11 protein-coding genes are annotated in these 12,784 nt (G+C 72.8%); 9 read left to right on the forward strand and 2 right to left on the reverse strand.

The window, feature by feature from the left end; all coding sequences use genetic code 11:
• The first annotated feature begins 63 nt into the window (after nucleotides 1-63).
• The 7 genes from murJ to NMK34_RS30675 all read left to right on the forward strand — a co-directional run bounded on the left by murJ (nucleotide 64) and on the right by NMK34_RS30675 (nucleotide 8,340).
• On the forward strand, nucleotides 64-1,812 hold the full coding sequence (gene murJ, locus NMK34_RS30645) for a murein biosynthesis integral membrane protein MurJ (protein WP_318336209.1): 1,749 nt from the start codon (nucleotides 64-66) through the stop codon (nucleotides 1,810-1,812).
• 409 nt (nucleotides 1,813-2,221) lie between these two features.
• Complete coding sequence (locus NMK34_RS30650; protein ID WP_318336210.1) at nucleotides 2,222-3,832, forward strand: protein kinase family protein; 1,611 nt, start codon at nucleotides 2,222-2,224, stop codon at nucleotides 3,830-3,832.
• Nucleotides 3,833-3,875: 43 nt separating this feature from the next.
• Nucleotides 3,876-4,580 (forward strand): RNA polymerase sigma factor SigM, encoded by a 705-nt coding sequence (gene sigM / locus NMK34_RS30655; RefSeq protein WP_318336211.1) that lies wholly within the window; start codon nucleotides 3,876-3,878, stop codon nucleotides 4,578-4,580.
• The gene (locus tag NMK34_RS30660) at nucleotides 4,577-5,524 is read left to right on the forward strand and encodes a hypothetical protein (protein ID WP_318336212.1); all 948 of its coding nucleotides are present in this window, start codon (nucleotides 4,577-4,579) and stop codon (nucleotides 5,522-5,524) included. The genes sigM and NMK34_RS30660 overlap by 4 nt, the downstream gene beginning before the upstream one ends.
• Before the next feature lie 177 nt (nucleotides 5,525-5,701).
• Nucleotides 5,702-6,655, forward strand: a complete 954-nt coding sequence (gene trxB / locus NMK34_RS30665) for a thioredoxin-disulfide reductase (RefSeq protein ID WP_318336213.1) — start codon at nucleotides 5,702-5,704, stop codon at nucleotides 6,653-6,655.
• Between the two features lie 38 nt (nucleotides 6,656-6,693).
• On the forward strand, nucleotides 6,694-7,017 hold the full coding sequence (trxA, locus tag NMK34_RS30670; protein ID WP_318336214.1) for a thioredoxin: 324 nt from the start codon (nucleotides 6,694-6,696) through the stop codon (nucleotides 7,015-7,017).
• A gap of 162 nt (nucleotides 7,018-7,179) precedes the next feature.
• A complete protein-coding gene (locus NMK34_RS30675; protein ID WP_318336215.1) occupies nucleotides 7,180-8,340 on the forward strand; it encodes an N-acetylmuramoyl-L-alanine amidase in 1,161 nt (386 codons plus the stop codon).
• A gap of 8 nt (nucleotides 8,341-8,348) precedes the next feature.
• Here the strand turns inward: NMK34_RS30675 and NMK34_RS30680 are convergent, their stop codons facing one another.
• Entirely contained in the window at nucleotides 8,349-9,014 is a 666-nt protein-coding gene (locus NMK34_RS30680; protein ID WP_013289377.1) for a hypothetical protein, read from the reverse strand.
• A gap of 282 nt (nucleotides 9,015-9,296) precedes the next feature.
• Here NMK34_RS30680 and NMK34_RS30685 point away from each other — a divergent pair, with 282 nt between their 5' ends.
• Together NMK34_RS30685 and NMK34_RS30690 are read left to right on the forward strand one after the other, a co-directional pair.
• The gene (locus tag NMK34_RS30685; protein WP_318336216.1) at nucleotides 9,297-10,610 is read left to right on the forward strand and encodes a PLP-dependent aminotransferase family protein; all 1,314 of its coding nucleotides are present in this window, start codon (nucleotides 9,297-9,299) and stop codon (nucleotides 10,608-10,610) included.
• A gap of 7 nt (nucleotides 10,611-10,617) precedes the next feature.
• The gene (locus NMK34_RS30690; protein ID WP_318336217.1) at nucleotides 10,618-11,610 is read left to right on the forward strand and encodes a D-alanine--D-alanine ligase; all 993 of its coding nucleotides are present in this window, start codon (nucleotides 10,618-10,620) and stop codon (nucleotides 11,608-11,610) included.
• Nucleotides 11,611-11,612: 2 nt separating this feature from the next.
• Here the strand turns inward: NMK34_RS30690 and NMK34_RS30695 are convergent, their stop codons facing one another.
• Nucleotides 11,613-12,479, reverse strand: coding sequence for a hypothetical protein (locus NMK34_RS30695; RefSeq protein ID WP_318336218.1), 867 nt, complete (start codon nucleotides 12,477-12,479; stop codon nucleotides 11,613-11,615).
• Nucleotides 12,480-12,784 lie beyond the last annotated feature (305 nt).

A 12,784-nucleotide genomic window follows, 5' to 3' on the forward strand; every position in this document is an offset into this window, starting at 1 on the left:
TAAGGTTCCGGTTGGGCGGGGCCGGCCGGGCCCGATCGCCACGTACCCCCTGGAGGCTGGCAGATGAGCGGCGGGCTCTACCGCAGCGCGAACGCGCACGGCGGCGGCCTGCCGCCGGACGACGGCGCCACCTTCATCTCGGCCGAGCCGCTGAACCAGCCCGGCGTCGAGGCCGTCGCACCGCCGCAGGAGGTGGTCGCCGAGACCAGCGCCGCGGCGAACAGCGCGGTGATGGCGATCGGCAGCCTGGTGAGCCGGGGTACGGGGTTCATCCGCAACCTGATGATCGGCGCCGCGCTCGGCACGATGGTCGGCGACGCGTTCACCACCGCCCAGTTCCTGCCCAACCAGGTGTACGAGTTCCTGCTCGGCGGCGTGCTGACGAGCGTCCTGGTGCCGGTGCTGGTGCGCCGCCGCAAGATCGACGCGGACCGGGGCGAGGCGTACGCGCAGCGCCTGCTGACCCTCGCGGTGCTGGCGCTGGCAGCGACCGCGCTGATCGCGGTGCTGCTGGCCCCGGTGCTGACCGCCGTGTACGCGGCCGGCGGCGACGATCCGGCGTACACCACGCTCGTCACCCGGCTGTCGTACCTGATGCTGCCGATGCTGTTCTTCACCGGCATCAGCGCGCTGATCGCCGCGGTGCTGAACACCAGGGGGCACTTCGCCGCCCCGATGTGGGCGCCGATCCTCAACAACCTCGTCTCGATCGGCACGTTCGGCCTGTACATCGTCGTCTTCGGCGCGACCGGCCTCCGGCCCGAGGAGGTGGGCTGGGACCGGATCCTGCTGGTCGGCGGCGGCACGCTGCTGGGCGTGGCGGTGCAGGCGGTCGGCCTGCTGCCCGCGCTGCGCAAGGTCGGCTTCCGGTGGAAGGCGCGGTTCGACTTCCGCGAGCTGGGGCTGCGCGAGCTGGCCCGGCTCGGCGCCTGGATGTTCTGCTACGTCGCGGTCAACCAGCTCGGCCTCTTCGTGGTGGTCAACCTGCTCAACCGGGCCGCCGGCGGGGACGGCGAGAACGCCGGCCTGCTGATCTACAACAACGTGTTCCTGCTGCTGATGATGGCGCACGGCATCATCGCGGTCTCGATCATCACCGCGCTGATGCCCCGGATGAGCGCGGCGGCGGCCGAGAACCGGTTCCGCGACGTCACCGCCGACCTGTCCCGGGGCACCCGGATGGTCACCGCGGTGCTCGCACCCATCGCGGTCTGCTACGCGGTGCTGGCCGCGCCGATCTCGGTGGTGGTGTTCCGGTACGGCGCGTTCACCGGCGACAACGCGGTGGCCACGTCGACGGTGCTGCTGGTGGCGGCGCTCGGCCTGGTGCCGTTCGCGGTGAGCCAGCTCTTCACCTTCGCGTTCTACGCGCTGCCGGACACCCGTACCCCCGCTCTGATCAACATCCCGGTGGTGGCGCTGCGCGTGCTGCTCCAGGTGGGCCTGTTCCTGCTCTTCTCGAACACGTTCGCGGCGGCCGGGATGATGCTCGGCAACGCCGTGTCGTACCTGGCGGCGGCGATCATCTCGGCGATGCTGCTGCGGCCCCGGGTGGGCCGGATCGGACTGGGCGGGATCATGCGGACGCTCGGCCGGGTGGTCGTGGCGGCGCTCGGCGCGGCGGTCGTCGGCCTGCTCGTGGTCGCGGTGCTCCCCGGCGACCCGGAGAGCCTGAGCTGGCTCGCCGCGGCGGTCCAGTTGGTGATCGGCGGCGCGGCGATCGGCGCGACCTACCTCGGGCTCGCCATGGTGCTGCGGATCGGCGAGATCACCGAGGTGGTCGGGATGGTCCGGCGGCGCCTCGGGCGTTGACCCGCTCGGTGACCGACGGTGAACGAGGATCACCAGGCTGGGGATACGGCTGTGGATAACTTGGAATTCCGCCGTCCACTGGGCCTCTCGGCCTGTGGACAACCAACCGTACGGACGAGGGAGCGCAGGCCGGGGCGGGGAAAACCTCCCCGCCGCCGCACCGGTACGCCCCTGTGCCGCCTCCTTGCCGTCAACCTCTAGATTGGCGGTGCGTGTCCGGCTCGCCCGCCGGGTGGGCGGGCGAGCCGGTCGGGGCCCGCGGCGACTGGCCTTCCGGCCGGTCACAGCGGGAAGATGACATGTCGGAGAACCGGGCATCCCGGGTAAGGTCGCTCTCGACGGGTACGACCGGGATCGACGCGGGTGTCGACACCGCGGCCGTTCCACCGAAGGCAGAGCGGGAAGCCACATGCCCAGCAGCACGGGTCCATCGATCGACGCGATCACCGAGGGAGGACGGGTGACCCAGGTCGGCGAGGGTCAGGAAGCGGAGGAGACCTCTCCTGCGGTCGTGACCTTCGGTGCTCCCACGGTCGGTGAGCTGCTCGCGGAGCGGTACGAACTGGTCGAGCACATCAACAACGACAGCGCGGGCCGGTTGGTCTGGCGCGGTGTCGACGTGGTGCTCCGCCGTCCCGTCGCCGTGGTCCTCCGCTACCCGGGTGGCGACTCCGCCACCGAGATGCTTCAGGCCGCGGTCGCCGCGAGCCGCGTCATCCACCCCAACCTGGTCGGCGTCTACGACGCGATCGACGAGGACGACCGGGCCTACGTGGTCCGCGAGTGGGTCGACGGGCAGTCGCTGCGCGAAATGGTCGCCGCCGACGGGCCGCTGGACCCGGCCCGGGCCACCGCGATCGGCAACGCCGTCGCCAGCGCCCTCGCCGCCGTGCACGCCACCGGCATGGTGCACGGCAACCTCCACCCCGGCACCGTCATGATCAGCGACGACGGCCGGGTGGTGCTCGCCGACGCGCGTACCGACGGCGCGGACAGCCAGGAGAACGACCTGCGCGCGGTCGGCGGGGTGCTCTACTTCGCCCTGACCGGGCACTGGCCGCACGGCGAGGCCCCGCTGCACGGCGCCACCGCCGGGCACGGCCGCGCCGCCCTGCCGGACGCCGTCCGGGACGCCGGCGGCGCCATCGCCGCGCCCCGGCAGATGCGCGCCGGGGTGCCGGCCTACCTCGACGACCTGACCATGGACCTACTCGACCCGGAGATCCCCCCGCCGTCGTCGGACGTGCTGGCCGCCGAGCTGAGCCGGCTCGACATCCCCGCCGACGAGCAGTTCCTGGAGCAGGCCGGCCCGCTGCGCTTCACCGCCGACCCCGGCGAGGAGCCCTCCCCGCTGGCCGCGGCCGGTGGCCGCAAGGTCGCCATCGGCATCGCCGGCCTGCTGGCGGTCGCCCTGGTCGGGCTGCTCATCGGCATCAACGCACTCGGTGGCGGCGACGACGGCGACAAGGAGCCGGTCGCCCAGCCGTCTAACAGCGCGCCGGCCACCGGGGGTGGCGCCGAGCCCGCCGCACAGGTCCGCAAGCTCACCATCCAGGACGTACGGATCATCGACCCGGACGGCGACCGCGCTGAGGTGCGCAACGCCGAGAAGGTGATCGACGGCAACGACGACGAGGGCTGGGAGACCAACAGCTACCGCAACAACGCCAAGTTCGGCGGCCTCAAGAAGGGCATGGGCGTCTGGATCGACCTGGGCGCCCCGCACACGGTCAAGCAGCTGGAGGCCACGCTGTCGGCCACCGGCGCCACCGTCGAGCTGCGCACCGGCGCCCGTGGCGACTTCCCGTCCAGCTCCTCCGGCGACAAGCAGCTCGTGAACGCGTACTCCACGGTGGTCGGGCCGCCGAACGAGGACGGCGGCACCAAGATGATCTTCAACGCCTTCGAGCCGGACCAGAAGTACCAGTACCTGCTGTTCTGGATCACCAAGCTGCCGGCGAAGGACAGCGGCAACAGCTGGAAGCTCGGCGTCCAGGAGATCGTGGTCCAGGGCTCGTGACCCGGCCGCCGTACCCGCCGCGCCACCTCCACCGGATGTGGTGATGGCGGAACGCGACGGCGTGCCACCCGGCCGCTCCGACCTGGAGCTGCTGCGTGCGCACGCGGCCGGCGACCGGGACGCCTTCACCGAGCTGTTCCAACGGCACCGGGACCGCCTCTGGGCGGTCGCGCTGCGGACGATCGGCGACCGCGAGGAGGCCGCCGACGCCCTCCAGGACGCCATGCTGTCGGCGCACCGCGCGGCGGCCCGGTTCCGGGGCGACTCGGCGGTCACCACCTGGCTGCACCGCATCGTGGTGAACGCCTGCCTGGACCGGATCCGGCGGCGGCAGACCCACGCCACGGTCCCGTTGCCGGACGGCGTGCACACCGACGGCGAACCCGGCCGGCACACCGGCGGCACGGAACCGGCCGCGCCGGCCCGCGACCACGACACCGCGCTGGTGGTCCGGCAGGCGCTCGCCGCACTGCCCGCCGAGCAGCGGGCCGCGCTGGTCCTGGTCGACGTGCAGGGCTACCCGGTGGCCGAGGTCGCCGCCATGCTCGGCGTCGCCGAGGGAACTGTGAAGAGCCGGTGCGCCAGGGGCCGGGCCCGCCTCGCCGTCCTGCTCGGGCACCTGCGGACCGGCACCGACGCACCGGCCGAGGACGTGCCGCGGCTCACCTCCGGGAACCGCAGGCGCCCCGAGGGCGTCGGATCCTCGTCGGGAGCTTCCCGGCAGGCCGTCAGCCAGGAGGAGCCGTGACTTCCCGGGAGTTCAGCGAGGTCGACCACGACCTGCTCGCCGACTACCTCGGCGGGGCGCTGGACGGCACCCCCGAGCAGGCGACAGTGGCCCGGCTGGTCCAGCAGGACCCGGCGTGGCGTGCCGCGTACGCGAATCTCGCCGAGGCGGTCGACCTGGCCGGCGCCGATCTGGCCGGCTGGGCCGCGGGCCCCGCGCCGGAGATGCCGCAGGCGGTGGCCGACCGGATCACCGCGGCGCTCGCCGGGGCCGGTCCCGCGCTGCGCGACGGTACGCCGCTCGTGCCGGCGCAGCCCGGCGGCGCGAGCCGGCCACCCGGCACGGCACCCCGTCCCGACCGGCACAGCGGCCCCGGCCGTCGCCCCCGGCGCTGGGCCCGGATCGCCGGGCCGGTGGCGCTGGCCGCGGCCTCGGTCGCCGCGGTGGGGCTCGGTGTGGGCCGGATGGCCGACTCGGGCGGCGGCGGTGTCGGCACGGCTGACCGAGCGGGCGGGGAGGCGGCGCCGATGGCGGCCGCGCCGTACCGGACCACCGGACCGGCAGTGCGCAGCGGCACCGACTGGACACCGGAACGCCTCGCCGCCGACCGGGCGCCCACCGGAGCGAAGCCGATCCCGGGGGACATGGCCGGGCCGTCGGGCGCGGCGAAGGACGGCGCGGAGACGCCCCTGTTCCGCGAGGATCAGCGCCTCAGCGCCCTCGGCGGGCTGGACCGGCTGACCCGGCCGGAGACGCTCGCCGCGTGCCTCACCGCGATCGGGGCCGAGCACGGCGCCGGGCCGCTCACCGTGAACATGGTCGACTACGCCCGCTTCCAGGGCGCTCCGGCGCTCGTGGTGACGTTCGCGGACGCGGCCGGCGCCCGGTGGGGCTGGGTGAGCGGGCCGGAGTGCGGGGTACCCGGGTCCGGCGCGGACACGCGGTTCCGGACGCGGGTAGGGTGAAAACGCGGTCCCGACGCTTGTCCCGCCACGTGACCTGACCCACCGGATGACCGGCTCGGGAATCCCCGCTTCGTACGATGACGTTCTGCAAGTCAGGCGCCGGCGCCCCCTGAGCCGTCGGCACTCGGGATCGACATCGGTGCGGCCGGTGACGAACACACACATCGGGAGACGGCAGTGGACGAGGTCCGCAACCTGATCATCATCGGCTCCGGTCCGGCCGGCTACACGGCGGCGGTCTACGCCGCCCGCGCCAACCTGAAGCCCCTGGTGATCGAGGGCGTGCAGTCGGGTGGCGCGCTGATGACCACCACCGAGGTGGAGAACTTCCCCGGCTTCGCGGACGGCATCCTCGGCCCCGAGCTGATGGACAACATGCGCAAGCAGGCCGAGCGCTTCGGCGCCGAGTTCCTCACCGACGACGTGACGCGGGTCGAGCTGAAGGACACCGGCGAGATCGGCTCCGACGCGGTGAGCACCGTGTGGGTGGGCGAGACCACCTACCGCGCCCGCGCCGTCATCCTCTCCACCGGTTCGGCCTGGCGTCCGCTGGGTGTGCCGGGCGAGCAGGAATACCTCGGCCACGGCGTGTCGTCCTGTGCCACGTGTGACGGCTTCTTCTTCCGCAACCAGCACATCGTGGTGGTCGGCGGCGGCGACTCGGCGATGGAGGAGGCGAGCTTCCTCACCCGGTTCGCCGAGTCGGTGACGATCATCCATCGCCGCGACTCGTTCCGCGCCAGCAAGATCATGGCGGACCGGGCGCTGGGCAACGAGAAGATCAAGGTCGAGTGGAACTCCGTGGTCGAGGAGATCCTCGGCGACGACGGCAAGGTCAACGGCGTACGGGTGCGCAACGTGCACACCGGCGAGAGCAAGGTGCTCGACGTCACGGGCGTGTTCGTGGCGATCGGGCACGACCCGCGCAGCGAGCTGTTCCGCGGTCAGGTGGAGCTGGACGACGAGGGGTACGTGAAGGTGGAGGCCCCCAGTACCCGTACCAGCGTGCCCGGTGTGTTCGCGGCGGGCGACGTCGTCGACCACACCTACCGGCAGGCCATCACGGCGGCCGGCACCGGCTGCGCCGCCGCGCTGGACGCCGAGCGGTTCATCGCCACCATCCAGGGCTGAGAGTTCCACGAGCAAGGTTCGGAGGAGGAGAGTTCATAGTGGGAGCAACCAAGGCGGTCACGGACGCCAGCTTCGTCAGTGACGTGCTGCAGTCCGACAAGCCGGTTCTGGTCGACTTCTGGGCGGAGTGGTGCGGCCCCTGCCGCAAGGTCTCGCCGCTGCTGGAGGAGATCGCGGGCGAGATGAAGGACCAGGTCACCATCGTCAAGCTCAACATCGACGAGAACCCGGAGACGGCCCGCGCCTACCGGATCATGTCGGTGCCGACGCTGACCATCTTCAAGAACGGCCAGCCGGTGCAGTCGATCGCCGGCGCCAAGCCGAAGGGCGAACTGGTCAAGCTCATCGAGTCGGCGCTCTGAGCCGTACCGACACCGCCGCAACCCCCGTCACCACCCCCGGTGGCGGGGGTTCCGGCTTTCCTGACCTGCATGAACGCGAACCCGTCGGGTATCGGCCACGGTACGCTCCGTAAGCATCCGTCGGAGTTCCGGTCCGCCAACGTCCGTGCAGAGGGGGTCGTCGTGCGTCCGATCCGACCCGGTGACCAGGGACCGGCGGTGGCCGAGATCCGTACCGTCCTCGCCGGCTTGGAGCTTCTCCCCGCCGAGGCCGCGGGTGACGACTACGACGCCCAGACCGAACGCGCGGTACGGGCCTTCCAGCAGTCCCGCGGCCTCAGCGTCGACGGGCGGGTCGGCGCCGAGACGTGGCGGGCGCTCGACGCGGCCCGCTGGCGGTTCGGCGCCCGCGCGCTGTACCACGCCGTGCCCGAGCCGCTGACCGGCGAGGACGTCCGCTCGCTCCAGGAACGGCTGCTGGAGATGGGGTACGACGTGGGCCGCGCCGACGCCATCTACGGCATCCGTACCTCCCGCGCGGTGGCGCAGTTCCAGCGGGAGATGGGCCTGAAACCGGACGGCTCGTGCGGGCCGCACACAGTCAACGCGCTGCGCCGCCTCGGCCGCAAGGTGGTCGGCGGGCGCCCGCAGTGGCTGCGCGAGTCCGACGCCATCCGGCAGGCCGGTCCGACGCTCGTCGGGCGGACCGTGGTGATCGACCCGGGGCACGGCGGCACCGACCCGGGCGTGGTGGTGCCCGACGGCACGCTGCGCTGGACCGAGGCGGACCTCGTGCACGACCTCGCCAGCCGGCTGGAGGGGCGGCTCGCCGCCGCGGGCGTACGGGTGCAGCTCACCCGGGGCCCGTCGCCCGGCGCGTGCCTGCCGGACGCGGACCGGGCCCAGCTCGCCAACTCCCTCGGCGCCGACGTGTTCATCTCCCTGCACACCGACGGGCACGCCAACCCGGAGGCCGAGGGGGTGGCGACCTACCACTACGGCACCGACAACGGCGTCACGTCGGCGACCGGCGAGCGCCTGGCCGGGCTCGTGCAGCGGGAGATCGTGGCCCGCACCGGGCTGCGCGACTGCCGTACCCACGCCAAGGCGTGGGAGCTGCTCCGCCTCACCCGGATGCCCGCGGTACGCGTCGAGGTCGGCTACCTCACCTCACCGGACGACAGGGGACGGCTCGTCGACCCGCGTTTCCGGGACCGGGTGGTCGAGGCCATCGTGGCCGGGGTGCAGCGGATGTACCTGCCGATCGAGCGGGACGTGCCGACCGGCTCGATCGACGTGAGCGAACTGCGGGCGATCGTGGCCGCCGGCACCGTCGTCGACTGACCCGCGGCTCAGCTCGTCGAGCGGGTGGCGGGCGCCGGGCGGACCGGTCGCAGCAGCGTCTCCGGGCTCATCGAGCCGAGCAGCTTCTCCAGCGCGTACTCCACGTCCGACTTCCAGCTCAGCGCCGTCCGCAGCTCCAGCCGCAGGCGCGGGTAGCGCGGGTGCGGCCGGACCGTCTTGAAGCCCACCGAGAGGAAGAAGTCGGCGGGCGCGACGCACGCGCGCGCCGGGTCGTCCGCGTCGTCGCCGAACTTGGCGTCGCCGAACGCCTCGATCGCCTTGATGCCGCGCTTGGTCAGGTCGCGGGCCACGCCCTGCACCAGCATCCGGCCCAGGCCGCCGTCGGCGAAGGCGGGCACCACGTGCGCCGTCATCAGCAGCGCCGCGTCCGCCGAGACCGGCGAGGTGGGAAACGCCATCGAGCGCGGGACGTACGCCGGCGGGGCGTACATGACGAAACCGGCCGGCATGCCGTCGACGTAGACGAGCTTGCCGCAGGAACCCCACTCCAGCAACGTCTGGGAGACCCACGCCTCCTTCTCCAGGCCCGGGTCACCGGCTGCGCAGGCCCGTTCCGCGGAGACCGGATCCAGCTCCCAGTAGACGCAGCTCCGGCAGGATCGAGGCAGGTCCTCCAGCGTGTCCAGGGTCAGGCTGACCAGACGTCGCGACATGAGCGCACCCCACCACTAGGCTCGGAGCGCCGGTGAGTCCCGCGCCCTCCTGCTCCCGACGAGCGATCGTACGCCCCTGTCCGGCGGTACGGGAGGGAACGCGCGAACCCCCGCCCGGACGGCCGACGGCGGGTCCGGGATGTGGACGTGTCCACACGGCCGGTGCCGCGACCGTCACCGGGGACTACGATCGACCAACCGGCCCCCGCCGCCAATGGATGTCGGCATCGCGGGTACCACACCGGGCGGCAGCCCCGCCGACACCCGATCGAGGTGATGTCCATGACCGGCACGACGCTCGACGACTACACCGACCGGTACGCCCGGCGCGTCCGCGGGATGACCGCCTCGGAGATCCGGGCACTCTTCGCGGTGGCCAACCGGCCGGAGGTCGTCTCGCTCGCCGGCGGGGCCCCCTACATCGCGGCGCTGCCGCTCGACGCGGTAGGCGAGATGCTCGGCCGGCTCGGCTCCGAGCACGGCGCCACCACCCTCCAGTACGGCGTCGGCCAGGGTGCCCCCGAGCTGCGCGAGCGGATCTGCGAGGTGATGTCCCTGTCCGGGATCGACGCCTCCTGCGGCGCCTCACCGGAGGACGTGGTGGTCACGGTCGGCGGCCAGCAGGCCCTCGACCTGGTGGCCCGTCTCTTCCTGGACCCGGGTGACGTGGTGCTCGCCGAGGGCCCGACGTACGTCGGCGCACTCGGGGTGTTCCAGGCCGCCCAGGCCCAGGTGGCCCACGTGCCGATGGACGACGAGGGGCTCATCCCGGAGGCGCTGGAGACGGCCATCGCCGACCTGGCCCGGGCGGGCCGCCGGGTGAAGTTCCTCTACACCATCCCCACCTACCAGAACCCCGCCGGCGTGACGCTGAGCGAGGAGCGGCGCGAGCGGGTGCTCGACATCTGCGAGCGCGCCGGGCTGCTCGTGGTGGAGGACGACCCGTACGGTCAGCTCGGTTTCTCCGGCGAGGCGCCCCGGCCGCTGCGGGCCCGGCGGCGCCACGGCGTCTTCTATCTGAGCACGTTCTCCAAGACGTTCGCGCCGGGCCTGCGGGTGGGCTGGATCCTGGCCCCGCACGCGGTCCGCGACAAGCTGGTCATCGCCAGCGAGGCGCAGATCCTCTGCCCGAGCGCCTACGCGCAGTCGGCCGTCTCGACGTACCTCGGCACCATGCCCTGGCGGCAGCAGCTCAAGGTCTACCGCGAGATCTACCGTGAGCGCCGGGACGCGCTGCTCGACGCGATGGCCGACCTGATGCCCGAGGGCACCACCTGGACCAGGCCGCAAGGCGGCCTGTTCGTCTGGGCGACGCTGCCCGACGGGCTCGACTCCAAGGCGATGATGCCGCGGGCAGTGGCCGCCCGCGTCGCGTACGTGCCGGGGACCGGCTTCTACGCCGACGGTACCGGCGCCGGGAACATGCGACTCAACTTCTCCTTCCCGACGCCGGAGCGGATCCGCGAGGGCGTCCGCCGGCTGGCCGGGGTGATGGAGCAGGAGATCGCCATGCGCAAGGTCTTCGGCGCGGTCGGCGGTGCCGGACCGCGCCGCCGCCAGGGCGGCTCGGACGCGCCCGGCCCCGACTTGGCATGATGCCCGCATGTCCGACAGCCCCGCCGCACCGCCTCCCGTGACCGGATCCGCCGCCGACGAGCTGCACGTGCTCGTACTCGCGGGCGGCCTCTCCTACGAGCGGGACGTCTCACTGCGGTCGGGCCGCCGGGTGCTCGACGCGCTGCGCGCGGTGGGCGTCGAGGCGGAACTGCGCGACGCGGACGTGGCGCTGCTGCCCGCCCTGACCGCCGACCCGCCGGACGCGGTGGTGATCGCCCTGCACGGCGCCACCGGCGAGGACGGCTCGCTGCGCGGCGTCCTCGACCTCTGGGACGTGCCCTACGTCGGCTGCGACGCCCGGTCGTCCCGCCTCGCCTGGGACAAGCCGTCCGCCAAGGCGGTGCTGCGCGAGGCGGGCATCCCCACGCCCGACTGGGTGGCGCTGCCGCACGACCGCTTCTCCGAACTGGGCGCGGTGGCCGTCCTGGACCGCATCGTCGACCGCCTCGGGCTGCCGCTGATGGTCAAGCCGGCGCAGGGCGGTTCCGGACTGGGCGCCGCCGTGGTCCGGGAGGCGGCGTCGCTGCCGGCCGCCATGGTGGGTTGTTTCGCGTACGACCAGACCGCGCTCGTGGAACGCTACGTACCCGGGATGGACGTGGCGGTCTCCGTGCTCGACCTCGGCAAGGGACCGCAGGCCCTGCCCCCGGTCGAGATCGTGCCGCGCAACGGCGTCTACGACTACGCGGCCCGCTACACCGCCGGGCGTACCACCTGGCACGCGCCCGCCCGGCTCGACGCCGCGACGACCGCCCGGGTGACCGAGGTGGCGCTCGCGGCGCACACCGCGCTCGGGCTGCGCGACGTGTCCCGGGTCGACCTGATCGTCGACGCCGGCGGCGACCCGCACGTGCTGGAGGTGAACGTCTCCCCGGGCATGACCGAGACGTCGCTCCTGCCGCTGGCGATCCAGGCGGCCGGGCTGGACTTCGGCCGGGTTCTCGGCACGCTCGTGACCCGGGCCGCCGCCCGCCGCTGACCTCAGCTCTCCCGGGTACGCACCGCGTCGGGCCGGCCGCTCTCGTCTCCGCTCTCGTCCCCCGACTCGTCGTCGCCTTCGCTCGTCGGTGCGCTACCCGGCGCGGATACCGGCACCGAGCCGGTCTGCGGTGCCGGGTCGGCCTCCGACAGGCCCGCCGAGGGGTCTGAGACGTCCACTGCCGCGTCGGACTCGGGGATCTCGTCCGCTGCCTCGATCACCGAGACGGGCTCCTCCTCGGGCTCCTCAGCGGCGTTCGCAGGGGAGGTCGCGGAGAGACTCGACGGCGCCTGCCATTGGATGCGCGGCGGCTCGGCCAACGGACGACCACCGAACTCGGCGAGCCACGCGGCCACCATGGCGAGGTTCTCCCGCCACTGGTCCTCGGAGATCGGCGGCAGGATCGAGTCCCACAGCGACAGGAACGTGCCCCGCAGTTGCAGCCGCCCGTACGGCCGCGCCAGGAACCACAGGTGCAGGTGCGCCGACCCGTCGCCCCACCGGTTCACGTGGACCCGGGCCACCCCGTCGAGCGAACGCACGGCCCGCTCCAGGCGGACGGTCATCACGCCCAGCTCGGCGGCGAGCAGGTTCGGCAGGTCGCCCAGATCCAGGTGGGAACGGGACTCCAGGATCAGGACCATCGGCAGGCCGGTGGGCCGGTCCATGGCGCGGACGCGCCACCGCTCACCGACCCAGATGTACGCCTCGTCGGGCGCGTTGCAGGCGGTGCACTCCCGGTCCGCCTCGCCACGGCGGGGAGGTTCGAACGGTACGGGTTCGTCGAGCTGCTTGACGCGGAGATCGCCCTCGAAGGGGAAGGACGGCCACTGGGTGAAGTCGGGAACTGAGGGAGGGGTGTCCGGCACGACGCTGACCCTAACCGAGTTGGCGACGCCTGTCCCTACCTGTTCCACTGGCCGCCCACCGGTTGTCCACCACGTTGTCCACAGGCTGCCGAGATCACCAGCACAGCGCGTTATGCACTGCTCAGCAAGGGTTTCCTCGCTTCGTTTCACGTGAAACGGGGAGTGCCTGTGGACAACTGCTGTGGATAACCTCGGGTGTCTGCGGGCCCGTTCTTCAAACGATCCGGCGGCCGATCCGCACCGGGTGCCGACGGCTTCTCTCGTAGCCGTTTCACGTGAAACCGCGGGGTCCGCATCGCCGCGCT

This window comes from Micromonospora sp. BRA006-A (genome assembly GCF_033433935.1).
In the GTDB taxonomy this organism is placed as follows: Bacteria; Actinomycetota; Actinomycetes; order Mycobacteriales; family Micromonosporaceae; genus Micromonospora; species Micromonospora aurantiaca.

Excerpts from the sequence above, each read along its gene's own strand:
- NMK34_RS30685 (WP_318336216.1), top strand. The coding sequence starts at position 9,297 with ATGACCGGCACGACGCTCGACGACTACACCGACCGGTACGCCCGGCGC.
- NMK34_RS30650 (WP_318336210.1), top strand. The coding sequence starts at position 2,222 with ATGCCCAGCAGCACGGGTCCATCGATCGACGCGATCACCGAGGGAGGA.
- NMK34_RS30680 (WP_013289377.1), bottom strand. The coding sequence starts at position 9,014 with ATGTCGCGACGTCTGGTCAGCCTGACCCTGGACACGCTGGAGGACCTG.
- murJ (WP_318336209.1), top strand. The coding sequence starts at position 64 with ATGAGCGGCGGGCTCTACCGCAGCGCGAACGCGCACGGCGGCGGCCTG.
- sigM (WP_318336211.1), top strand. The coding sequence starts at position 3,876 with ATGGCGGAACGCGACGGCGTGCCACCCGGCCGCTCCGACCTGGAGCTG.
- NMK34_RS30690 (WP_318336217.1), top strand. The coding sequence starts at position 10,618 with ATGTCCGACAGCCCCGCCGCACCGCCTCCCGTGACCGGATCCGCCGCC.